Origin of the sequence: Streptomyces sp. NPDC048415, from assembly GCF_040651675.1 — a bacterium.
GTDB lineage: Bacteria > Actinomycetota > Actinomycetes > Streptomycetales > Streptomycetaceae > Streptomyces.
Genome location: NZ_JBEZKJ010000077.1, coordinates 16,753 through 41,062, shown reverse-complemented (window position 1 = coordinate 41,062; position 24,310 = coordinate 16,753). Strand labels below are relative to the sequence as shown.

The following is a 24,310-nucleotide window of genomic DNA, read 5'->3' as shown; positions in this document are numbered from 1 at the left end:
GGGGTGCCCGGGATCGCCCAGGGGCGGGCGAGGGTCTGGGGGTCGCGTTTGTAGGGCCAGAAGACTTCGGTGCCGTCGTCCAGCACGTGATTGGGTCCCTGGGCGAACTGGACGCGCAGATCGGGGAGGTCGTCGGTCTCCGGGATGCGCCACGGCTCGCTGCCGTTGGCCAGATAGCCGTCGGAGAGGAGGAAGACGGGGGTGCGGTAGGTGAGCGCGATCCGGGCCGCTTCCAGGGCCGCGTCGAAGCAGTCGGCGGATGTCTTGGGGGCCACGATCGGCACGGGGGCCTCGCCGTTGCGGCCGTACATGGCCTGGAGCAGGTCGGCCTGCTCGGTCTTGGTGGGCAGGCCGGTCGAGGGACCGCCGCGCTGGATGTCGATGACCACCAACGGCAGTTCGAGACTCACCGCCAGACCGACGGTCTCCGCCTTGAGCAGGATGCCGGGGCCGGACGTCGTGGTGACGGCGAGCGAGCCGCCGAACGCCGCGCCGAGCGCCGCTCCGACTGCGGCGATCTCGTCCTCGGCCTGGAAGGTGCGCACACCGAAGTTCTTGTGCCGGCTCAGCTCGTGCAGGATGTCGGAGGCCGGCGTGATCGGGTACGAGCCGAGGAAGAGCGGCAGGTCGGCCCGCTGGGAGGCGGCGATCAGGCCGTAGGACAGGGCCAGGTTCCCGGAGATGTTCCGGTAGGTGCCGGTCGGGAAGGTCTTGGAGGCCGGTGCGACCTCGTAGGAGACCGCGAAGTCCTCGGTGGTCTCGCCGAAGTTCCAGCCCGCGCGGAACGCGGCGATGTTGGCGGCGGCGATGTCGGGCTTCTTCGCGAACTTGGTCTTCAGGAACTTCTCGGTGCCCTCGGTCGGCCGGTGGTACATCCACGACAGCAGACCCAGCGCGAACATGTTCTTGCAGCGGTCCGCGTCCTTGCGCGCCAGCCCGAAGTCGGCGAGCGCCGCCACGGTGAGGGTGTTCAGGGGGACCGGGTGGACGTGATAGCCGTCCAGTGAACCGTCCTCCAGCGGGCTCGTCTCGTAGCCGACCTTCTGCATCGCCCGTTTGGTGAACTCGTCCGTGTTGACGATGAGTTCACCGCCGCGCGGGACATCGGCGATGTTCGCCTTCAGCGCGGCGGGGTTCATGGCGACCAGGACGTTCGGCGCGTCGCCGGGGGTGAGGATGTCGTGGTCCGCGAAATGCAGCTGGAAGCTGGACACGCCCGGCAGGGTGCCTGCGGGGGCGCGGATCTCGGCGGGGAAGTTCGGCAGCGTCGCCAGGTCATTGCCGAAGGACGCCGTCTGTGAGGTGAACAGGTCACCCGTGAGCTGCATGCCGTCGCCCGAGTCACCCGAGAACCGAATGATGACGCGGTCGAGCCGATCGGTCTGTTTCGTCACCTGCAAGTGCCTCTCCCTGGGGCGGAATGCGCGTGCGCGGGCATGCACCCGCAGAGCCGTCTCACTGAACGAGGGTTGGGCGCCCGCTGTGAGCGTAGGGGGACCGCGGAGGAATTTCAATGGGCGTTGAATTATGTGGGCGGGCCGGTGCCGGCTCGCCTCGGCGTGCCGACGGGAAGCCGCTCGCCCGCGCTGGTACGTTGCCAACCCCCTTATGGTGCTTGGGGGTTGGGAATGTTCTGGTGCAAGCGGAAAGCTTTGACCCAAGAAGTCACTGAGTGTAGACTTCATGACCTCGTGAATTGCTGTGGGCTCGGCGCCACGCTGTCCCGTCGTCGCGGACACCCGTGCGGAGGCCGGGCGGTAAGCACGTCCTTCGGGGGGACTCGTGATCGAGAGGAAGTGCCGCCGTGGCCGAAACTAGAGGCACGCCCGATACCCGCCAGGCCATCATGCGCTCCGCCGCGGATCTCTTCGCCGAACTCGGCTACCGCAACACCTCACTCCGTGCCGTCGCCGCGGACGCGGGCTGCGATCCCGCCCTGATCGGGCACTACTTCGCGTCCAAAGAGGCGCTCTACGACGCCGTCGTCGCGGAGACGGTCCGGCCCGCCGGGGTGTTCCGGGAGGCGATCGGGCGAGGTGACCCGGACGCGGCGGAGTGGCTGCTGCGGCATGCGGTGACCGACTGGGGTGACCCGGTGCAGCGACGGCGCATCCTCGGTGTGCTGCGTTCCGCGCTCGATCTGCCGGCGGCGAGGGAACGGTTGAGCCAGTCGCTGGTCCCCGAGGGCATCGCCGAGGCCGACGAGATCAGGCTCGCGCTCATCAGCAGTCTGCTCGTGGGCGTCATGACATCCCGCCACATGGGCTTGCTTCCCGTCGAGTTCACGAAAGGCGACGACTCCACTGAACTGGTCCGCGCGCTCGCGCCGGCGGTGGCCGCGCTTCTTGACGCCGGGCCGGCCGGTCCCGCTGGAACTCGTGCCACCGATGCCGGCACCGGTGAGTGACTGTCGCTCGTGACGCCGAGGGTGACACCGGCGTACCCCTTCCCGTGTCCGTGCCCCTGGGCCCCTCAACGCCCGGCGGTTCAGCAGCCGTTGACTCGGTGGCTCCTCTGTGTTCGCCGGGGCATCGGACTCGGCCGCTCCCGCGTGATCCGGAACTGCCGCGGATGTAGGTATTTCTGACCTTCCCGCAGGCGTCGGCGCACGTCAACAGGGCGCGCTCGCAGTGACGTTGGGCCGAGCCGTGCTGTCCGGAACATGGCCATCTCGCTTGCGGTTGTAATTCAGTACTCGTAGACTTCATTGGAGAATGAATAACTCGCGGGTGCTGTCAGCGGACGGCGTACCCAAGGAGGGAACATGGAATCGATTGACATGGGCGTGAAGGCGGCAGCCCCGCCAGGTAGCTCGCCCGGCCCGGGCGCCGTCGCGAACCCCGCGCGCTGGGTGATCCTCGCCGTCACGCTGTCCGCCATCTTCATGCAGATGCTGGACACCACGATCACGATGGTCGCCCTGCCCTCACTGCAGAGCGACCTCGGCTCGACCTTCGCCGAGATCCAGCTGGTCGTCGCCGTCTACTCGCTCGCCTTCGCGTGTGTCCTGGTGACCGGCGGCCGGCTCGGTGACATCTACGGCCGCCGCAAGGTCTTCCTGATCGGCATGCTGGGCTTCACGCTCGCCTCGGCGCTGTGCGGCGCGGCCCCCAGTTCGACCTTCCTGATCGCGTCCCGGGTGCTCCAGGGCATGTGCTCCGGCCTGATGTTCCCCCAGGTGCTGTCGATCATCCAGGTCACCTTCTCGGCGAAGGAACGCCCCAAGGCCCTTGCCATGTACGGCGCTTCGATCGGCCTCGGTACGGTGCTCGGGCCGGTGCTCGGCGGCTGGCTGATCCAGCTGAACATCATGAACACCGACTGGCGGGCGATCTTCTACGTCAACCTGCCGGTCGGTCTGATCGCCCTGCTGCTCGGCCTCGCCAAGATCCCCGAGTCCTCGGCGGACGGCGCGCGACGGCTCGACGTCACCGGTGCGGTCATCCTCAGTGCAGGGCTGTTCAGTCTGATCCTGCCGCTGGTCATCGGTCGTGAACACGACTGGCCGGCCTGGAGCCTCGTGCTCCTCGTACTGAGTCCGCTGGTGCTTGCCGAGTTCTTCGTGTACGAGAACAAGCTGTCGAAGCTGGCCGACAAATCACCGCTGGTGCCGAGCGGGCTGTTCAAGGAGCGCTCGTTCACCGTCGGGCTCCTGATCAGCGTGGTGTTCTTCGCCGGCATCCCGTCGTTCTTCATGGTCTTCTTCATGAGCCTGCAGATCGGCTTCGGCTACACGCCGATCTCCGCGGGCCTGGTCAGCCTCGGCTTCGCCGCGCTCATCGCGGTCGGCTCCGCACGCTCGGCTGCCGTGGTCAAGCGGCTGGGCACCAAGACCCTCGCGGTCGGCACCGGGCTGCTGCTGGTCGGCATGTCCGGCGTCATCGGCACCCTGCACTGGGCCGGATCGGACCTGCACGGCTACCAGTTGGTCCCCTCGCTGATGGTCGCCGGGCTCGGCGGTGGCTTCTTCCTCGCTCCGTGCACCGGGATCATCCTGGCCGGCATCCGCTCCCGTGAGGCCGGTTCGGCGTCCGGGATGCTTGCCACCGTGCAGCAGGTAGGCATCGCCATCGGCATCGCGATCGCGGGCATCCTCTTCTACGGACTGCTCGGCTCGAACGCCGACGGAGCCAGCCGGACGGCGGTGCCGGAGCTGCGCGGCGATCTCGCGGCGGCCGGTCTGTCCGAGGCACAACAGGCGCAGGTCACCAGCGGATTCCAGACCTGCTTCCACGACAAGATGAACCAGAAGGACCTGACCGCGACACCGGCGAGCTGCGCCGCCATCGAGAAGCAGATGGCGAACGCGCCCGTGCCGGCCCAGGCCAAGGCGAAGGTGCAGGCCGCGGTGCTCAGCAAGGCCGTGCCCGAGGCGCGCAAGGCCAACTTCGGCGACAGCTTCGAACAGGTCGTCTACTGGCAGATCGGCTGCTTCGGCCTGTCCTGCCTGCTGGTCCTCGCCCTGCCGAAGATCCGCCCCGAGGACGTCCAGGACGTGCCCGGGGGCGCCTGACCGGGCCCGTACGCCGGTATCCGCTGACAGCACCGCGTACATCGCGAGGAACCAGAGAACGAGGAACCAGAGAACGAGGAACGAGGAACGAGGGCCGGGGCCGGGGAAGGTGCGCCCCGGTCCTTCCATCCCTTTCGGTACCTGCCCCCCAACACCCGTGCCCTCAGCGGTGAAAGGACGAACCGTGTGGTCGGTTCTCACGCTCGGCGTGGCCTCGGCCCTGGCGTATGCCGGTGCGGCGGTGGCGCAGCGGGCGGTGGCCTCGGCGGTGAGTGAGCGGGGGCGCCGTGGGGTGCTGGGCGGCGCGACGTGGTGGATGTCGTTGCTGCTCAACCTGTTGGGCGCGGCGCTGCACACGGCGGCCTTGCGCTTCGGCTCGCTCGTCGCCGTGCAGATGCTCGGCGTGTTCACGCTGGTGGCCGCGCCCCCGTTGGCCGCCGCCGTGCTGCGGCGCCGTATGAGCGTCACCCAGTGCTCCGGCATCGCCCTCACCGTCGCCGGTGTCGCCGGACTGCTCTACCTGACGCGGTCCGCCCAGGCGAGCCGGACGCTCGCCCCGTCGCAGACGGCGGCCGTCGTCGCCCTGACCGTCGCGGTACTCGGGATCTCCACGGTGGCCGCCGCCATGGGCCGGCGCGGAATGACCACCAGTCTGTGGTACGCGGTTGCCGCCGGCGTCGCCTTCGGTGCCGCCTCGGCGCTGACCCAGACCGCGGTGCTGAAGCTGACGGGCGACGGCGCGATACGGCTGCCGGTGTCGGCCCTCCTGCTCACGGCCGGCGTGATCTGTCTGGCGGTCGCGGGCCTCGCCCTGTGCCAACTCGCCTACCGCGGCGGCCTGGAGGCCCCGCTCGCCACCCTCACCCTGATCAATCCCGTGTTCGCCGTGGTCATCGGCGTCGTCGTCCAAGGCGACCGCTACACCGGAGGAGTTCCCGCCGTCCTGGCCGGACTGGCGGCGGCGGCAGCGGCCGGGCGGGGCGTCTTCGTGCTGGCGCACACGCGCTCCGAGACGGCTGCCGCCCCGGAGCGTCCGCTACCCGTGGGAGAGCCGGTCGAAGTGCACTTCGAGGGCGGGTACGAACCACTCGATGAGTTCCTCGAAGTCGAGGGAGGCGAGCGGTTCCATCTGGAGGACGTACCGCAGCATCACCAGGCCGGCGAGCTGCGCGGACACCAGTGACGCGATGGCCGACGTGTGGTCGCTCTCCTCGGGGATGATCCGCCGGACGCAGGCCGCGAAGCTGTCCTCGATCTGGTCCCGGAAGGTCTTCGCGGTCGCCTCGTCCGACAGTCCGGTCCGGTAGACGGCGATCAGCGCGGGCCTGGTGGACTCGTCCTCCCAGAACGACAGGAACGTGCGCGCGACGCGCTCGCCCCGACGCTCCAGGACCGGCTCGGCGTCGGCGTCCGTCAGGGAGTCGAAGAGGGCCGACACATCGATCCGGGACGCGACCGCGTCCTGGAACACGCCCTCCTTGTTGCTGAAGAAGTGGTGGATGAGTGCCGGGTCGACCCGCGCCTGCTGGGCGATACCGCGCATCGTGGTGCCCGAGTAGCCCTTGGCCGCGAAGAGTTCGAGCGCGGCGGTGAGGATCTGCTCCTTGGTGCTGCTCTGTCCCGGGCGTCGGCCGCCGCCGCGTGAAGGCGACCGGCGGCGGCGGGCGGCGACGCCCGGCTCCGCGTCCGTCTGCTGGGCACGGGGGATCCCGTTTCCGGTGCTCACCAGTCCCCCTTCGGGTATTAATTCATGCGTGCAGGAAATCGACGATATCAGCATCCCACATGCGAAGACTCCCCGGTAGGGAGCATTCCGGCAGTACGCGCCGGTGTCGAGGCCCCCTCGTCAACCGCTGCGGTGGCTGGCCGGATTCGATCAGCCGCCCGGGCCTGGCGGGCCCTCTTCGCGCCCACGCGACAAGGAACCGCCGTCCCGGGCCCGCGCGGGCGAGCTTCTGCGGGGCGGCGGTTCCCTTGCCCGAATCCTCTCAGTTCCCTGTGAGTTGACTGTCTAACGCTCGACGTCGGGCAGCACAGTGGCCCCTCGGGTGAGAACCCGTTGAACCATGTACGGTGCCCGGCGCTTGGCCCACAGCATCACCTTGACCCGTTTGAGCGGGGTGAAGTTGTAGTAGCGGTCGGTCGGATCGCCGAAGGCGAAGAGCGGCGGAACGAAGGACGCCTTCCGCAACTGGCCGAAAATCCGCTCGGCCGCGGCACCCGGCGCCAGCCGGTTGTCAGCCACCCGCCGAACCAGCTGGTCCATGTCGTCGAACAGCGCCACGAAGCCCGGGTAGACGGGGAACCACAGCCCCGCGCCCCGGTGGCGCTCCAACTCCCGCCACTGGTCCGGCCGTCCGGGCGCGGCCAAGGCGTCGTTGCGAGCCCGTTTGAGGGACAGCGCGGCGAACATGGAATGCAGCAGCCAGACCCGGCAGAAGGCGTTCCAGAGCCGGAAGTCGGTGGTGGCCGTCAGCGCCGTACGCAGCAGCCGGTCGCCGTGCTCGATCAGGGACGCCTGGAAAGCCTCGAGGGGGCGGAAGCGCTCCACCGACCAATCGCCGCTGTCCGCCGCGGAGATGAGGTGTGCCGCCGCCTCGTGGACCAGCTCCGCGGTCAGGGTGACATCCCGGGAGAGCGTGAAGTCGCAGCGTACGGCGGAGCGTTCGAGTACGACGAAGCCGTCGCCGGCGGCGGCGTTGGCGCCGTACTGCCAGGGCTCCGAACCCGTCCAAGCCCGGACCGTGGTGGCGTGGGCGAACTGCCACTCCAGATCCGGGAATTGGCGCACCAGCTGCTGGAAGTCGTCCTCCGGCGACGCCGAGCGCTGCGGCCAGATCTTGGCGTCGAGGCTCACCGCCACGCTGGTCAGTGAGGTCTCGCCGGTGCGCTGGTCGCCGAACGGAACGAGCTGGATCCAGCCGCCGGGGAAGACCACCTGGGTCGTGCCGCCCGTCCACGGGGTGCCGCCCTTGCCGGGGTCCACCCGCCGCTCCAGCGGCCGTACGCCCCGCAGGTGTGCGGTCAGCACGCGCGAGGAGTGCCGCAGCGGGCGCAGGGCCGGATCGGGACCGAGGCGTCGCAGCATCGGCGCGTCGGGTCCGGACATGTCGACCACGAACGCCGCCCCGACGCTGCTGCCGTCCGTCAGCTCGATGGTGAAGTCGCCCGCCTCGCCGTGTACCTCGGTGAACGCCGGGCGGCCCTGTGGCACCTTGGCGCCGTAGCGCACGGCGAGCTGGTGCACCCAGGCGTCGACGTCGGGCCGGTACAGGTGCGACTCGCCGTGCTCGCTGGGCACGTTGAACTGCACCACCTGGTGCGGTCGTACGGGGGCGCCGGGGCGCGCGTACACGAAGCCGATGCTCGACTTGACCCCGGACGTCCTGCGCACCTCGGCGGGCAGCTGCCCGAAGTGCCCGAGCGCGGACAGCTCCGGTACGCCGTAGCGGCGCGCGAGCAGTTCGAAGACCTCCGCGGTGTAAGGAACCGTCGTCTCGCCGGCCGGGGTGGTGGCGTCGTGCGGCGAGTCCACGAGCACCACGTCGATCCCGGCGCGCGCCAAGATCGCGGCGAGCATGCCGCCGCCGAGGTGGGCACCGAGCACGGCGACGGTGTGGCGCGCCGGGCTTCCCGGGCGCCTGGGCGCCGAGTCGCCGGGCGACTCGAGGGGCGGGGTGGAGTCGGCCGCCGGCGCTGCGGCCCGGGCGGCCCCGGCGGCCGGCTCAGGCGCCGGGCCGGCTCCGGCCGTCGGGGTGCCCTCGGCCGGGGGCTCGTACGGTAGGGCCGACTCGGCCGCCGTCACCGATTCGGCGCCCTCCGCCCAGTGGGGGCCCGCCGGGCGGCCCGGTACGTCGGTGGGTGGTCGTTCCGGGTGTGTGTGGTGGGGCATGGGCCCGTCCTCCCTCATGAGTGCCTGCGGAAGCGGGAGCGCAGGAAGCCGCCGAGCGCACCGGCCACCACGGGGCCGGTGTCCGCGGCGGCCGATCCGCGCTTGGCCCAGTGCATGGTGCGGATCATGCGGGCCGGGTTCGGGTTGTAGAAGCGGTTCGCCGGGTCGTGCAGACCGAACGGCGGCGGCGCGTAGCCGTCGTCCTGCAACAGGTCGAACAGCTCGCCCGTGGCCCGGTCGGGTGACATCAACCCGGCCTCGACGTCCCGGCAGGCGGCCCACGCGGCATCGGTGATCTTGTTGAAGCCGACGCTCGCCGGGAACAGGGCGCCGGGATGCGGCTGCGCCTCCAACTCACGCCAGATCAACGGGTCCTTGGACCGCTGGAACCGTACGAGGGCGTCCTGAGCGTTGAGCGTGCCGAGCACGGTACCCAGCGCCCACATACGAAACGTGGCGTTCCACATTCCGTAGTCCCGGAACGAGGTGAAGGAGGACGCCACCACCTCGTCGTGCGCGCGGACGAGCCCCTGCTGCAGTGTCTCGATGTGCCCGAACCGCTCGGCGGAGAAGTCGTCGTCCTTGGCCGCCTCGATCAGCCGCCAGGCCAGCGAATTGACGACGTCGGTGGTGTTGGTCAGACCGCGCGAGTACAGCGCGTCCACGAAGCCCGCGGCATGCGAGGTCAGGCAGAAACGGTCGCCGACGACCTGGTGGGAGGAGTACTGCAGCCGCCCGGTGGACACCCAGGGGCGGGCGGCCTTGGCGTGCTTGAACTGCGGGGCCACGTCCGGGAACCGCTCCAGGAACTGGGCGAACTCCTGCTCCGGCGGCAGGTCCGTCTTCGGGTGCTTGCGCGGGTCCAGGGTCAGCCCGACGCTGCACAGCCGGTTGGTGGCACCCCGGTGGTTGTCGAACGGGATGACCCACACCCAGCCGCCGTCGAAGACGTGGTGCAGCGTGCCCTGGTGCCAGGGGCTCGGGTTGTCGTGCTTGCGCCCGGCCGGGCAGTCGTCGTACGGCCGTACCCCGATCATGTGGGTGAAGAGGGTCCGCGAGTGCGTGCGCTGCTGCGGCACGTCGTCGCGCAGCTTGAACTTCTTGGCCAGCGGGGAGTTGTGGCCGCCCGCGTCGACGACGTACCGGGCGCGGATGGCGGGCCCGTTCTCCACGGCGAGCGTGACCCCGGCGCCGTCCACCTCGACGTCCGAGACCCGGGTGCCGAGCCGTGGTACGGCGCCGTAGCGCACCGCGACGTTGAACATGTAGGCGTCGACGTCCTGGCGGAACATGTGCGACTCGGTGGACAGCGCCACCGGGATCACGAACTGGTTGATCTCCTCGGCGACTTGGGCCTCGCCCTCGCGGTGGTAGACGAAGCCGAAGTTGCGCTTCTGGCCGGAGTTCGAGGACACCTTGGAGCGCATCGTGGAGAAGTGGCTCAGATGCGCGATCTCCGGCACCCCGTAGCGCGCGGCGAGAATCCGCAGCATCACGGAGGTGTACGGAATGGTGGACTCGCCCACCGCGAAGCGCGGGTGGGTGCCGGCGTCGATCAGGACCGTCTTCACCCCGTTGCGGCTCAGGATGGCCGCGAGGATGGAGCCGGCGATTCCGGCGCCCAGGATGGCGACGTCGTGGACGGCCTTGTCGGGCGAGCCGGACGCGGGCAGCGGTTGCATGATGCTCGTTCCTCCAGAGGTCGGGGCGGAGTGGTGGACCTGGGACCCGTGTGGGGCGGTCGTGCCTGGTTTCCTTGCGGTCATGCCTTGTCCGCCGGCCGCTCGGGGCCGGCCGCGTCGGTGGTCGCCGGGTACCTCTCCTCGATCAGCTCGTGGAGGAAGGAGCCCCAGTGGATGCCGGGGCAGGCGAAGAAGTCACGGCTGTTGATCTCCAGGCCCAGGTCGTCCCGGCAGCGGCTGATCAGCTCCATCACCATGAGACTGTCCAGGCCCATGTCGGCGAGCCGGGTGTCCTCGGTGAGGGTGTCCAGCTCCAGCCGCAGGATCTCGGAGAGCTGGACGCGGATGTACTCGTTGAGCTCGGCGAGACGTTCGGTGCGGCCGAGCCCGATCAACCGGGCGGTCAGCGCGCCCAGTTCGCCGGCTCCGGTCAGGCCGGCGGGGGGTGCGCTGCGGATCTCGCTGAGGATGGGCCGCTCCCGCCGCGCCTCCATCAGGTCCCGGAACAGCGCCCAGTCCGCCGAGCAGACCGTGCGGTGGGCGATGCCCTCGACCACGGCCTCGCCGAGCAGTTCCAGCGCGTGGTCGGGGTTGAGCTGGTGCAGCCCGATGGAGCGCAGGAACGCCATGACCGAGTCGTCCGCGAGCCCCGACTGAGCCGCCCACGGCCCCCAGCTGACCGTCGTTGCGGCCAGGCCCTTCAACTGCCGGTAGTACGCGAAGGAGTCCAGGAAGGCGTTGGCCGCCGAGTAGCCCGCCAGGTGCTGCGAGCCCCAGACGGAGGCGATCGAGGAGAAGGAGACGAACAGGTCCAGGTCCTGGTCGACGGTGGCGTTGTGCAGCGCCCAGGTGCCGTCCACCTTCGCGTGCAGGCACCGGTCGTAGGTGTCCGGGTCGCTCTCCCGCAGGAACTGCGGCTCCGACAGGCCCGCGGCGTGCACCACGCCGCGCAACGGCCGCCCGGACAGGCCGAGTTGGTCGGTCAGTGAGCGCAGCGCCGTCTCGTCGGCGGCGTCCAGCGCCACCACCCGTACATCCGCGCCCTGGGCCTCGATCCGGCGGACCCCGGCGATCCTGGCGGCGGTCGTGTCGTCGTGGTGCGGGTCGTCCCAGGCGGCACGGTGCGGCAGACCGGTCCGGCCGGCCAGAACGACGGTGCCCGCGCCGCAGCGGGCGAGCCACTCGCCGATCAGCAGGCCGAGGCTGCCCAGACCGCCGGTGACGAGATAGCTGCCGAGGTCGCTGAGCTGCGGCGACGGACGCTCCGCCGCCTCGTCGGCGGAACCGGCCGCCACCAGCCGGGGGACCAGGACGGTGCCGCCGCGCCGGGCCGTGAGGTCCTCGGCGCCACGGGTCGCGAGGAGGTCGGCGATCCGCTCCGCCTCGTCGGTCTCGCCCTGCGGATCCAGGTCGAGGAGGCCGCCCCACAGCTCGGGGTGCTCCAGGGCGGCCACCTTGCCCAGTCCCCACAGCGGGGCAGCGGGCAGGCAGATCTCGCGCTGCTCGGGGCCGGTCCACTGGGCGCCGCGGGTCACCACCCACAGCTGGGTGGCGGCCTCCTCGACGGCCAGCTGCCGGGTGGCGGCCAGGAAGACGTGCTCCGCCTCGGCCCTGGCCTGTCCCACGGACTCGGCGTCGTACCCGGCCACCGGCAGCTCCAGGCCGCTCAGCAGCACGAGATGCCCGTACGGCCGGCCCGCGTCCAGGGCCCGCAGGACCGCGTCCGCGTGCGGCTCGGCCTGGCTCACCACCGCTCCGCGCAGCGTCAGTTGCTTGACCACGGCCTCCACAAGCCCCGTGTCTGCACCGCCCGAGCCGACCAGCAGCACCCGTTCCTCGCGCAGGCTCCGCTCGCCGAACGCGTCCGTGTCGGCCGGACGCCAGACCTGTTCCCACACGGTCTCCTCCCGCGCACTGCGCGGCACGTCCTGCGCGGGCCGGCTCGAGGACCGGAGATGGACATCGCGCATCATGATCAGCACGCTGCCGTCGGAGCCCAGGATCTCCAGGCCGCCGCGGAGTTCGCCGTCCTCCTCGGCCGGGTCCAGCCAGCCGTGGATGTAGCGACGCGTGCCCTCGGGCACCTTCGTGGGCGTGGGCGCCGCGCCGGGCAGCGGGGCCTTCTCCGACTGGCGCAGCAGTCCCAGCGTCAGGTCGAGCAGGGCGCCCCGGGGCAGCCTCTCGGCGGCGCGGTTGACCTCGGCGAGCACCTCGCCGGGCCCTTGGTAGACCTCGGTGAGGACCGGCTCGGCCCAGCCGGGCACCGTGATGTCGGCCGGGTCGACCGGCACGCACCGGGCCCGTACGGCCTCCAAGTCGCCGCCGGCATGCCGGGTGTCGGTGGGGCGGCGCACCAGGACGCCGCGGGCGTGCAGCCGCCAGCTGCCGCTCTCGGCGGAGTCCACGCCGTGCCGGGAGAAGCACAGGAACAGTGAGCGGCCCTCTTCGTCCTGGGGCAGGACGTAGACCCGTATCCGGGCCGGCCGGTGCTCGGGGTCCAGGAGCAGCGGCTCGCCCACCACGAAGCGGTCCACGAGCCGGGGCTGCGCGCCGGGCAGCTTCGCGGCGCCGGCCAGCGCCCAGTTGCAGAAGCCGCCCGCCGACACGGACCGGCGGCCGTCGGGCCCGGTCTGCACGAACACCTCGGACAGCTCGTCGAGCGAGGGGGAGAAGGCGGGCGCGCCGGAGAGCAGATGGCCCTCGAAGAGCGCCCCTGGCGCGTCGTCGGCCGCGAACTCCGGTGCGCCGCCCGGCGCGTCGTCGTTGAACCAGTATCGCTCGCGCTGCCAGGGGTAGCTGGGCAGTGAGGTGCGCCGCGGCTTCTCGGCCCGGTGCACCGCGTTCCAGTCGACCGGTACACCGCGGTGGTGCAGCGCGCCCAGGGCCTGGCCCACGATGTGCGCGTCCTCGCGGTCCCGGCGCAGCGAGGGGATCCAGCCGACGCCGTCCTCGGGCAGGCAGCGGGCGCCGAGTCCGAGGAGCACCGGCGCGGGGCCGAGCTCCAGGAAGGTGCGGCAGCCCGTCTCGTACAGCGTGGTGACGCCCGCGTAGAACCGCACCGGCGCGAGCACGTGCTCGGACCAGTAGGCGGGGCGCAGCTGTTCGGGCCCCCACTCGCGACCCGTGACGTTGGAGATGATCGGGTACTTCGGCTGATGGAACGTCAACGTCTCGGTGACCGTGCGGAATTCGTCGATCATCGGGGCCATCAGCGGGGAGTGGAAGGCGTGCGAGACGACGAGCCGGCGATGCTTGACACCACGCCCGGCCAGGACGTCGACCACCTTGGCGACCTCCTCCTCGGGACCCGAAAGGACCACGTCCGTAGGCCCGTTGACCGCCGCGACCGCCACTCGCGGCACCGGACCGGCCTCGGCGATCGCCTCGCGCACGGTCTCCTCGTCGCAGACCAGGGTCTCCATCACCCCGCCCGAGGGCAGCGCCTCCATCAGCCGGGCGCGGGCCGTGACCAGCCGGGCGGCGTCGTCGAGCGAGTGCACACCGGCGACGGCCGCCGCGGTGATCTCGCCCAGAGAGTGCCCGATCAGCGCGGTCGGCCGGATGCCCCACGCCTCCCACATCCTCGCCAGCGCGTACTCCACCGCGAACAGGGCGGGCTGGGTGAAGCCGGTGCGGTTGATGCGATCGGTGTCGGACAGGACGGGGCCGAGCGGCTCGTCCAGGTGGCGGTCGAGGGCCTCGACCACCTGGGCGAGGGCGTCGGCGAAGACCGGCTCGGCGGCCGCGAGGGAGGCGGCCATCCCGGCGTACTGCGAGCCCTGGCCGGTGAACAGCCAGCCCAGGCGGCGCGCCTTCGCGCCCGTCGGACCGTGCGCGGTGACCTGGTCGGCGCGCTCTCCCGCGGCGAACGCGGCGAGCCCCGCGGCGAGTTGCCCGCGGTCGCCGGTCACGCTGAGCCCGTGCTTCATCCGGGCCCGCCCGATGTGCGACGAGTAGCAGATGTCCGACAGGGTGCGCGCGTCCGCCTCCCCTACCCGGCTCTCGTACACGCTCGCCATCGCGCGCAGCGCCTCGGGGCTGTTGGCACTGAGGGTGAGCAGGCCGACCTCGCGCGGGGTGCCCTCGCGGGGGGCGGGCTGCGGTGCCTCGGCGAGCACGGTGTGCGCGTTGGTGCCGCTGGCGCCGAAGCTGCTCACCCCGGCGATCCTCAGCCCGTCCGGCCAGCGGGTCTCCTCGCTGGTGACCTTCAAGTTGATGGCATCCCAGGGGACTTGGGGGTTGGGGTGTTCGAGGTGCAGATGCTTGGGAAGCGTGTCGTGCTGGAGGGCGAGGACGACCTTCAGCAGGCCCGCCGCCCCGGCGGCCGGCTCCAGATGACCGATGTTGGTCTTCACCGAGCCGACCAGCAGCGGCCGCTCGGCCGGGCGGCCGGTGCTGGTGACCGCGTTCAGGGCCTTCAGCTCGATCGGGTCGCCGAGCTGGGTGCCGGTGCCGTGCGCCTCGACATAGGTGAGGTCGGCGGGGGAGACCCCGGCGTCCTTGAGCGCGGAGGTGATGACGTTCTGCTGCGCGGCGGGGTTGGGCACCGTAAGGCCGCTGCTGCGCCCGTCGTGCTCGGTCGCCACGCCCCGCACCACCGCGAGGACCCGGTCCCCGGCCGCCTCGGCCTCGCCCAGCCGCTTCAGCACGAACAGCGCGCCGCCCTCCCCGCGCGCGTATCCGTCCGCGGAGGCGTCGAAGGTCTTGCAGCGTCCGTCGGGTGACAGCGCCCGCAACTTGCTGACCAGGACGAAGCCGTACGGGGACAGCATCAGGTTCACCCCGCCGACCAGCGCCATGTCACAGGCACCGGACCGCAGCGACAGGACGGCCTGCTCGAGCGCCACCAGCGAGGACGAGCACGCCGTGTCGATCACCATGCTGGGGCCCTGGAACCCGAAGGTGTACGAGATCCGGCCCGCCAGGAAGCTCGGCTCGCCGATCAGCTGATAGGCGTCGACGTCCGCCATCGAACCGTTCTGCTGCCGCATCCGGACGTAGTCGCTCGTACTGGCACCGAGGAAGACACCGACCCGGCTGCCCTCCAGTTCGCTCGGCGGCAGGCAGGCGTTCTCCATGGCCTCCCAGGCCAGTTCGAGCACCAGCCGCTGCTGCGGGTCCATGCCCGCCGCCTCACGCGGCGAGATGCCGAAGACGGTCGGGTCGAAGGTGTCCACAGGCCCGTCGAGGAAGTTCCCCGCGAGGGTGTAGGCGGTGCCCGGGTGATCGGGGTCCGGGTTGTAGAAACCGGCGACGGAGTGCCGCTCCTCGGGGAACTGGGACGTCGAGTCGCGGCCGTCGGCCAAGGACTGCCAGAACTCCTCGGGCGTGGCGCCGCCCGGCAGCCGGCAGGAGAGACCGATCACCGCCAGTGGCTGGGGCTGTTGGAGCTCCTGGACCCGCGCGCGCAGACTGCGGATCGTGCCGAGGGAGTCCTTGAGCCGACCGCGGAGGACCTCCTGGCTCGGCTGCTCGGCTTGGCTCTTCGTCATCAGTTCTCCTCAAATCCAAGCGCCCGTGAGTCGGACATCTCCGCCTCCAACTGGCGTAGCAGTTCGTCGTCGTCGAGGTCGTCCAGGTCGTCGGCGGGCTCGGGCCCGGCCTCGCCACCTTCGACCGGATCGGCGGTGCCGCTCTCGGCGCCGGTGCCCGGATGGCCGAGCTGCTCCAGCAGATGCGTGGTGAGCGCCAGCGCGGTCGGGTGCTCGAAGGCGACCGTCGAGGACAGCTCGGTCTCCAGCTCCCGCGACAGCCGCAGCCGCAGCGTCAGCGACATCACCGAGTCCATGCCGAGCTCGAAGAAGCCCTGGTCGGCCTGGAGGTCGTCCTCCGGCAGACCGAGCACCGCGGCCACCTGTCCGCACACCCAGTCGAGCATCCGGTCCCGGCGCTGCACCGGGTCGAGCCCGCTGAGCCCGGCCACGAACTCGGTGCCGCCGCTCTGCTTCGCCGCCCCGAGGACCGTACGGAACAGCTCCCGGTGCGGGGCGTCGGCGAGCGCGCTGCCGAACACCTCCCAGTCCACGTCCGCCACACACGCGTGCACGGTGTGGTCCCAGGCCAGCAGGTCGAGGGCGGCGACCAGGTCCCGCTCCCGCAGCGGGGCGACCCCGCTCGACTTGAGCAGTAAAGTCGTCCGTTCGTCGAGGAGCTGCCCGCCTTCGAGCGGCATCAGCTCCAGATGCGCCACCGGCAGCCCGCCGGCCCTGCGTCGCGCGGCCAGCGCCCGAAGGGCCCAGTCGGACGGTGCGGCCGCGCCCGTGACGGCGCCGCCCCAGGTGCCCGGCACCGAACCCAGCAGGACGAAGAGGCTCACCGGATCCTTGGCGGTCAGGCGGTGCAGGAGTTCGGCCGTCTCGGCGCGGTTCCACTCCGCCCGCAACGCGGCCTCCGTGGTCTCCTCCAGCGGGGTCGCCAGCTCCGGAGCCGCCGCGCACACCACCCCCGCGATACCGGTGTCGGCGCGCAACTGCTCGACCAGGGCGGCCAGTTCGTCCCGCGAGCCCCGGGTGCGCACCGTGCGGACCTCGGCGCCCGTCGCGCGCCAGCCGGCGATCCGGTCCTCGACGGGCAGGCGCTCGCCGCGCGCGGGTTCCGTGTCGGCGAGCACGATCCGCCGGGCGCCCGCGCCGACCAGCCAGTCCACCACGGGCGGCACCAGCGCGCCGCCCGCGCCGGTCACCAGATGCCAGCGCTCGGCGGACAGCGCCCGGCGTCCGGGCCGGTCCGGCGCGTCGGCCCGGACCAGCGAGCCGACCTGGACCGAGGAGTGCTCGACGCGGATGTGCTCGTCGCCCGGTGCGCACAGCAGCCGCGTCACCAGGGCGCGCAACTCCTCCGCGCTGCCCCGGCTCAGGTCGACATGGCCGCCCCACGCCTCGGGGCGGGTCATCGCCAGGGTGCGGCCGAGTCCGGCGTGGGCGCCCTGGTTGCCGTCGGGGAAGCCCTCGTGACCGGTCGGCAGCAGGGCGTGCCGGGTGACCAGCCACAGCCGGGGCACCGTGCCCTCGGCGCCCGCGAGCGCGCCGGTGAGCGCGGTGGTCACGCGCCATCCCTCGGGGCGCGAGTCGAGGTCCTCAAGGGGCCACAGATCGCAGATACCGGTGGTCGCCTCGTTGGCGTGCACCGCGAGCAGCGTCTGCCAGGCCTCCCGGTCGGCCGGGTCGAGAACGAGACCCTCACCACCCGGTACGTCCACCGAGCGCACCCGGCGCACCTCGCAGCCCGCCGCCCGCAGCCCGTCGGCCACGGTGCCTGCCAGATGGTCGGTGTCACCGCAGACCAGCCAGCGTGTCGCGGGCGCGGCCTGCGTACCGTCCCGGCCGGCCGGGCGCTGGCCGGCGGGGTGCCACACCATCCGGTACAGCAGGTTCGCGATCCGCTCCCGGTCCGCGTCCGCGCAGGCCGGTTCGGGGTCGGCGGCCAGGCGCAGCCCGGTCAGCTCCACCACCGCGCGCCCCGCCGCGTCGAGCACGCTCACGTCGGCCTCAGGCCGCCCGTCCGCACCCGCGCGGACCGGCCCCCGCAGCACGCGTACGGTGCCCTCCACGGCCGCCCTGACGCGGACCGAGCCGATGACGGCGGGCAGCGGTTCGGCCTCCGGTGCTTGCGCACCGGTCCGCGCGCCGTCCGCCACCAAGTGCAGGGCCAGGCGCAGCAGTTCGGCGGGCAACCGGTGCCGGGAAGCCCCGTCGGGCAGTTCCACGATGACGTCCGCGGTACCCCGGCCACTGCCGGCCGACCGCACCCCGAGCGCCGGGAAGCGGTCGGCCAGCGTGGCCCGGAGGGGCTCGTCGTCGGCCGGCCGGCCGAGGTCGAGGGCGTCCGAAGCGGGCCGGGGCGACGGGTCGGTCGACGCGCTCAGCGCGACGCTCCCGCCCGCGCCGCCGTCCCCGGACAGCGAGCGCAGGACGACCGTGCCCTGCCGGGTGTCGACCACGGCCTGCAGATCGGCCCGGCCCTCCTCGTCCGCGCGGGGCGCGGCGGCGAACCGTACGTCGTCGAGCGCCGGGGCCGGGGAGCCGGTCGCCGCGGCGCCGGCGAGGGCGGCCTCCAGGAGCGCGGGCGCCGACACCGTCGTACGGGATCCGGAGCCGCTCGTCTGCCAGGGGCTGCGGGTGCCGTCGACCGTCACCGGAAGGAGCGCCGTCCACGGGGTGGTCGTCGGCCGCACCGGCGCGCCGACGAGGGCGCCCGAACCGGCGGCGCGGTCCACGGGGGTGTCCGGCAGCCAGTGCTCCTTGCGCTGCCACGGATAGCCGGGCACATCGACCACGGCACGCCCGGGTCCGGCGAACGCCGCCCAGTCGACCGGGGCGCCCTGCGCGTGCAGCGTGCCCAGACCGGTGAGCAGGGTGCCCACCTCGTCCTCGTCGCGGACCAGCGAGGGCAGCACCACCGGACGTTCCACTCCGGCGGCCGTCAGCGACTCCTCGGTGCCGGAGACCAGCACCGGATGCGGGGACACCTCGACGAACACCCGGTCGCCCGGGTCCTCGACCGCGCTCACCGCGTCCTGGAAGAGCACGGTGTCGCGCAGATTACGGCCCCAGTACGCCGCGGTGAGCGCGGAGCCCGCCACCTCGCCGCCGGCCACGGAGGAGTAGATCGGGATCCGGGCTTCGCACGGCACCAGGTGGGCCAGGCCCGACACCAGCCGCTCGCGCAGCGGTTCCATCAGCGGCGAGTGCGGCGCCACCGGCACCTTGACCCGGCGGACGAACACATTCGCCTCGGTCAGCTCCTCGGTCAGCTCCTCCAGGGCGTCCACGTCACCGGCGACGACCGTGGTGCGCGGGCCGTTGATCGTGGCGACGCCCAACTTGTCCTCGTACAGGACCAGATACGGCGCGAGCTCCTCGCGGGGCAGCCCCACGACGATCGACCCGCCGGTGCCGACCAGCGTGTCCAACAGCCGTGAGCGCAGGCACAGGATCTCCGCGGCCTGCGCCAGGGTCAGCGCCCCGGCGGCCCAGGCGGCGGCGACCTCGCCCATGCTGTGCCCGACGACCGCCTCCGGCACCACACCCCAGCTGCGCCACAGCTCGACCAGGCCGACCTGGACGGCGAAGATCAGCTCCTGCGGGATGCCCTCGTCGAAGGGGCGGCTGTCCGGCTCACCGCGCAGCGAGGCCAGCGGGGACCAGGCGATCCACTTCCGCATCTCTTCCTCGCAGGCCAGCACCGCCTCCCGGAACACCGGCTCGCTCTGCAGGAGTTGGCGTCCCATTCCGGCCCACTGGGAGCCGAACCCGGAGAAGACGAAGACGCAGGAGCGCTCCAACTCGGCCGTCCCGGACAGGACGTGGGGATGCTGCTCGCCCTTGGCCAGGGCGCGCAGAGCCGAGCGGACGCCGACGACGTCCTCGCCGACCACTACGGCCCGGTGGTCGAGGTGACTGCGGCGCGCGGACGCCGTGTACGCCAGATCGGCGAGCGTCGTCGCGTCGCCCGACTCCAGCAACGCGAGGTACTGCTTCGCGGCGTCGGGCAGGGCCGACTCCTGCGCGGCGGACAGCGCCAGCGCGAAGCGCGCCGGAGGCTCGCCGTTCGGCTCCCCGGCGTCCGGGGCCTGCGCCACCAGGACGTGCGCGTTGGTGCCGGTGAAGCCGAAGGAACTGACGCCCGCGATCCGCCGCCGCCCGTCCTCGGGCCACTGCTCGGCGCCCTCGGCGATCGCCAACCCGAGCCGCTCCCAGGCGACTTGACTGGTCGGTGCGGTGGTCACGCCGATGTGCGGGGCGATCCGCCCGTGGTGCACCGACAGGACCGCCTTGATCAGCCCCGCCATGCCGGCCGAGGCTTCCAGATGGCCGATGTTGGGCTTCGCGGAGCCGACGAGGAGCGGGGCTCCGTCGGGCCCCTCGGGCCGCAGCGCCTGGGCGAGCGCGCGCAGTTCGATAGGGTCGCCGAGCGGGGTGCCGGTGCCGTGCGCCTCCGCGTAACCGACGTCACGGCCGTTCAACCCGGCCTGCGCCAGGGCCTGTTCGATCAGCGCCCGCTGAGCCGTGCCGTTCGGCACGGTCAGTCCGCTGCTGGCCCCGTCCTGGTTCACCGCGCTGCCGGGCAGCACGGCGTAGATCCGGTCACCGTCGGCGAGCGCGGTCGACAGCCGCTTCAGTACGACCGCTCCGGACCCCTCGCCGCGCAGATAGCCGTCGGCCGCCTCGTCGAACGTACGGCAGTGGCCGCTGGGGGAGAGCGCGCCGCCGGCCGAGACCGCCACCGGGATCACCGGACTGAGGATCACGTTGACGCCACCGGCCACGGCGAGGTCGCTCTCGCCCTCGCGCAGGCTCCGCATGGCCAGGTGCACGGCGGTCAGCGACGACGAGCAGGCGGTGTCCACGGCCATGCTGGGCCCGGTCAGGCCCAGGAAGTAGGACAGCCGTCCAGACGCCCCGGCGAAGGAGTTGCCGGTGCCGTAGTAGAGGTCCACGTCCTGGAGGTGGCTGCCGATGTGCTGGGCGTGGTCCGAGCTGTTCATGCCGACGAAGACGCCGGTCGCCGAGCCGCGCAGCCGGTCCCTGGTCGCTCCGGCGTCCTCCAGGGCCTCGTAGGCGACTTCGAGGAAGAGCCGGTGCTGCGGATCGAGGCTGCGTGCCTCGCGGGGCGAGATGCGGAAGAAGGCCGCGTCGAAGCTGCGTACGTCGTCAAGGTAGCCGCCCCGCAGCGAGGTGATGGTGCCGGGCGTCCACGGTCCGTCGGACAGGAACGCCTGACCGTCCCAGCGGTCCGAGGGCACGTCGCGGATGACCTCGCGGCCGTCGAGCAGGAGCTGCCAGTAGTCCCGCACCGAGGGACTCCCGGGGAAGCGGCAGCTCATGCCGACCACGACGATCGGGTCGTCGGCGGGGGAGTCCTCGGCGGCCGGTGCCACGGCCCGCGTCTGTTCCTGGGCCGATGCCTGCGGCGCCTTCCGTGCCGTCACCCGCGGCAGCAGATGGTCGACCAGCTCGTCCAGGCAGGGGCGTTCGAAGGGGGTGGACAGCGGGATGTCCAGACCGAGCCGCAGACCGAGGCGGTCCACGAACTCCACGATGCTCAGTGAGTCCAGACCGAGGTCGGCGAAGCCGCGCCGGGGCGGGATGCGCCGCCCCGGATCCTGGCCGAGGGTCTCCGCCAGCACCTCGGACATCAGCCGCATCAGCGACCTGCGCTCGCGATCGGCGCTCGCCGCGTCGGTGGTGTCCGCCGCCGTGCTGCTCGCGGCGGATCCGGTCCCGTCCGCCACCGTCCCCGCAGGGGGATGGAACGGGACGGTGGCGGACGAGGCGGCTTCCCGGCCGGCCCCGTCGGGGGTCGGGGCCGTGACCGGGGATTCACCGCCGGAGCCGAGCGGCTCCGGCGGAGTCGTGGGTGTGCCGCCGCTCAGTTCGAGCTGCTGCGCGGGCCCGAGCGGCTTGCCCGACGGGTCGAGCAGCTGCACGGCGAGCCGTGCGGGCGCGACCTGCGCGCCGGGCACCGCCCCGGGGGCGTACTGCGTGCCCGGGGTCACCTCGGGCAGCCAGAACGACTCGTGCTGCCACGGATGGCGGGGCAGCTCCGTGAGCCGGCCCGGCACCAGGTCGGCCCAGTGCACGTCGGCGCCCGCGCAGTGCAGGGCGGCGAGCGAGGAGAGCAGCGTCGCGGGCCCGTCCGCGTCCCGGCGCAGGGAGCCGACCGCGACGCCCTGGCGCCGCAGCGACTTGAGGGCGTCGGTCAGCGGGCGCACCAGCGTGGGATGCGGGCCGATCTCGATGAAGTCGGCGCCCATGTCCTGCAGCAGATCGCGCACGGCGGGCCAGAACCGGACGGGGCGCAGTACATTGGCGGCCCAGTACGCGGCGTCCAGCGTGGCCGGCTGCTCGTCGGGCCAGACGGTGGACACGAAAGCGTCCGGCCGGTCGGCCGGCGCCAAGTCGCCCAGTTCCGCGCGGAGTTCCTCGGCGAAGGGTGCCATCGCCGGACTGTGGAACGCGTAGTCGCCAGGTACGAAGCGGGCGTTGACCGAGCGTTCGCGCAGCAGCGAGGCGATCGCGGTCAGATCGTCCTCGGAGCCGGCGAGCACCGTCGAGGCGGGCCCGTTGACGGTGGCGACCGTGACGGCGCGCCCGGTTCCGGCGGCGGCCTGGACCGCTTCCTCCTCGGGCAGGGCCACCGCGAGCATCCGCCCGGTGCCCGCGGCGGCGGCCATGACGCGCCCGCGCCGCACGGCGAGGTCGAGCGCCGTGGGCAGGTCGAGGGCGCCGGTGAAGCAGGCTGCGGAGATCTCACCGAGGCTGTGCCCGATGACCTTGGACGGCTCCACACCGCGGGAGCGCCAGACCTCGGCAAGAGCCAACTGAAGGGCCACCACGGCGGGTTGCGCCAGCTCGGTGGCGGCGAGGTCGCTGTCGCCGAGCAATTCCCGCAGGCCGGGCAGGCCCGCCTCGCGCAGCACCGCGTCGCTGCGCTCCAGGCTGGCCGCGGCGACCGGCTCGCGCTCCCACAGGTCCAGGCCCATGCCGCGCCACTGCGAGCCCTGCCCGGAGAAGACGAAGACGGTCCGGTGGCGCCGCCGGGGCTCGGCGGTGCCGGTGACGGTGCGCTCGTCGGGGTTGCCCTCGGCGAGTTCCCGCAGCGAGGCGCGCAACTCCTCGGCGTCGGCGCCGATCACGGTGGCACGCGCCTCGTGGTGAGTGCGCCGCAGCGCCGCGGTGTGCAGGACGTCGGCCAGCGGACGCTCCCCGTCCAGGGCGCCCGCCAGATCGCGTGCGCGTTCCTGGAGGGCGGCCTCGGTGGAGCCGGACAGCAGCAGCACCCGCGGGGCGTCCTGCGCGGGCGGCGCGCTCGGCTCGGGCGCCGGTTCGGCGGGCGCGGACAGCAGCAGATGGGCGTTGGTGCCGCTGAGGCCGAAGGCGCTCACGCCGTAGAGGGTGTCCTCGGTCGCCTCCAGCGGCGTGGCCTCGGCCGAGATGCTCAGCGGCCCGTCGGCCCAGGGGATGGCGGGGTTGGGCGTGCCGAGGTGCAGCTGGGGCGGTACCACCCGGTGCCGTGCGGTCAGTACGGTCTTGATCAGGGCGGCGACACCGGCGGCGGCGTCCGTGTGCCCGAAGTTGGCCTTGTGCGAGCCGATGTGGAGTGTGCGCCCGGGGTCCCTGCCGGGCCCGAAGACCTCCGACAGCGCGAAGGCCTCGATCGGGTCCCCGAGCGGCGTACCGGTGCCGTGCGTCTCGACGAACGCGACCTCGTCCGGGGTGGCGTCCGCCCGCCGCAGCGCCTCTCGCAACAGGGCTTCCTGCGCCGAAGCGTTGGGGACCGTGAGGCCCGCGCTGCGGCCGTCGTGGTTGAAGGCGCTGCCCCGGATGACCGCGAGTACCTGGTCGCCGTCGGCGAGCGCGTCGTCGAGCCGCTTCAGTACGACGACACCGCAGCCCTCGCCGCGGACGATGCCGTCCGCGTCGGCCGCGAACGGCTTGCACCGCCCGGTGGGCGACAGGGCCTGCACCTTGCTCATGAAGATGGACAGCTCAGGTGCGGCGAGGACGTTGACGCCGCCCGCGAGCGCCGCGTCGGCCTCGCCGCTGGCCAGCGCGCGGCAGGCCAGGTGCACGGCCACCAGGGACGAGGAGCACGCGGTGTTCACGGCGAGCGCCGGCCCGTGCAGTCCCAGGGTGTAGGCGACCCGGCCGGGCGCGAAGCTGAACTCCTTGCCGCTCGCGTAGTACGGGTCGATGCCCTTCACACCGCGCGTCTTGGAGTGCAGCAGCGTGTAGTCCATGCCGAGCATGCCGAAGAAGACGCCGGTGCGGGAGCCCGCGAGCTGGGGCTTGGTGAGCCCGGCGTGCTCCAGGGCCTCCCAGGAGACCTCGAGCAGGAGCCGCTGTTGCGGGTCCATCTCACGTGCCTCGCGGAACGAGATGCCGAAGAAGTCGGCGTCGAACTGGTCGAGCCCCGGCAGCACGCCCGCGTAACGGCAGTAGCCGGTGCCCGGTGCGGCCCCGTCCTCACTGACGTACTCCGGGCCCCAGCGCTCCGGGGGGATCTCCCCGATCACGTCGACGCCGTCCCGCAGGACGTGCCAGAAGGACTGGGGATCGACCACCCCGCCCGGATAACGGCACCCGATGCCGACGAGGGCTATGGCCGGATCGATGGTGATTCCGTTGCGGGCGGGCATGGATCCCCCTCCAGGAGTGCGTCAGACGGATGGTGCGGTAAGTCCGGGTTTCCGGGTGGAGCCGGGTCCGGGTGGCGGGAGGG

General features: G+C 72.2%; 8 protein-coding genes. 2 read left to right on the top strand and 6 right to left on the bottom strand.

Features of this window, described 5'->3' with window-relative positions; translation table 11 throughout:
- A partial coding sequence (locus AB0D27_RS34530) for a 2-oxoacid:acceptor oxidoreductase subunit alpha (RefSeq protein ID WP_362516518.1) occupies nt 1-1,394 on the bottom strand: 1,394 nt, incomplete at its 3' end.
- Nucleotides 1,395-1,804: 410 nt separating this feature from the next.
- On the opposite strand from AB0D27_RS34530, the gene AB0D27_RS34525 reads away from it, so the two are divergent.
- On the top strand, nt 1,805-2,407 hold the full coding sequence (locus AB0D27_RS34525) for a TetR/AcrR family transcriptional regulator (RefSeq protein ID WP_362516517.1): 603 nt from the start codon (nt 1,805-1,807) through the stop codon (nt 2,405-2,407).
- Between the two features lie 357 nt (nt 2,408-2,764).
- A complete protein-coding gene (locus AB0D27_RS34520) occupies nt 2,765-4,513 on the top strand; it encodes an MFS transporter (RefSeq protein ID WP_362516515.1) in 1,749 nt (582 codons plus the stop codon).
- Between the two features lie 1,036 nt (nt 4,514-5,549).
- Here AB0D27_RS34520 and AB0D27_RS34515 read toward each other — a convergent pair.
- The 5 genes from AB0D27_RS34515 to AB0D27_RS34495 all read right to left on the bottom strand — a co-directional run bounded on the left by AB0D27_RS34515 (nt 5,550) and on the right by AB0D27_RS34495 (nt 24,227).
- Nucleotides 5,550-6,239, bottom strand: coding sequence for a TetR family transcriptional regulator (locus AB0D27_RS34515; protein ID WP_362516514.1), 690 nt, complete (start codon nt 6,237-6,239; stop codon nt 5,550-5,552).
- A 285-nt stretch (nt 6,240-6,524) separates the two neighbouring features.
- Nucleotides 6,525-8,405, bottom strand: a complete 1,881-nt coding sequence (locus AB0D27_RS34510; protein WP_362516512.1) for a hypothetical protein — start codon at nt 8,403-8,405, stop codon at nt 6,525-6,527.
- A 14-nt stretch (nt 8,406-8,419) separates the two neighbouring features.
- Nucleotides 8,420-10,087, bottom strand: coding sequence for an FAD-dependent oxidoreductase (locus AB0D27_RS34505; RefSeq protein ID WP_362516510.1), 1,668 nt, complete (start codon nt 10,085-10,087; stop codon nt 8,420-8,422).
- Nucleotides 10,088-10,167: 80 nt separating this feature from the next.
- On the bottom strand, nt 10,168-15,579 hold the full coding sequence (locus AB0D27_RS34500) for a beta-ketoacyl synthase N-terminal-like domain-containing protein (RefSeq protein ID WP_362516508.1): 5,412 nt from the start codon (nt 15,577-15,579) through the stop codon (nt 10,168-10,170).
- Nucleotides 15,579-24,227 (bottom strand): beta-ketoacyl synthase N-terminal-like domain-containing protein, encoded by an 8,649-nt coding sequence (locus tag AB0D27_RS34495; RefSeq protein WP_362516506.1) that lies wholly within the window; start codon nt 24,225-24,227, stop codon nt 15,579-15,581. Before AB0D27_RS34495 ends, AB0D27_RS34500 begins: the two co-directional genes overlap by 1 nt.
- Between the last annotated feature and the right edge of the window lie 83 nt (nt 24,228-24,310).

Bases quoted from the DNA above. Each gene is read 5' to 3' on its own strand.
- AB0D27_RS34520 (WP_362516515.1), top strand. From the start codon at position 2,765: ATGGAATCGATTGACATGGGCGTGAAGGCGGCAGCCCCGCCAGGTAGC.
- AB0D27_RS34510 (WP_362516512.1), bottom strand. From the start codon at position 8,405: ATGCCCCACCACACACACCCGGAACGACCACCCACCGACGTACCGGGC.
- AB0D27_RS34505 (WP_362516510.1), bottom strand. From the start codon at position 10,087: ATGCAACCGCTGCCCGCGTCCGGCTCGCCCGACAAGGCCGTCCACGAC.
- AB0D27_RS34500 (WP_362516508.1), bottom strand. From the start codon at position 15,579: ATGACGAAGAGCCAAGCCGAGCAGCCGAGCCAGGAGGTCCTCCGCGGT.
- AB0D27_RS34495 (WP_362516506.1), bottom strand. From the start codon at position 24,227: ATGCCCGCCCGCAACGGAATCACCATCGATCCGGCCATAGCCCTCGTC.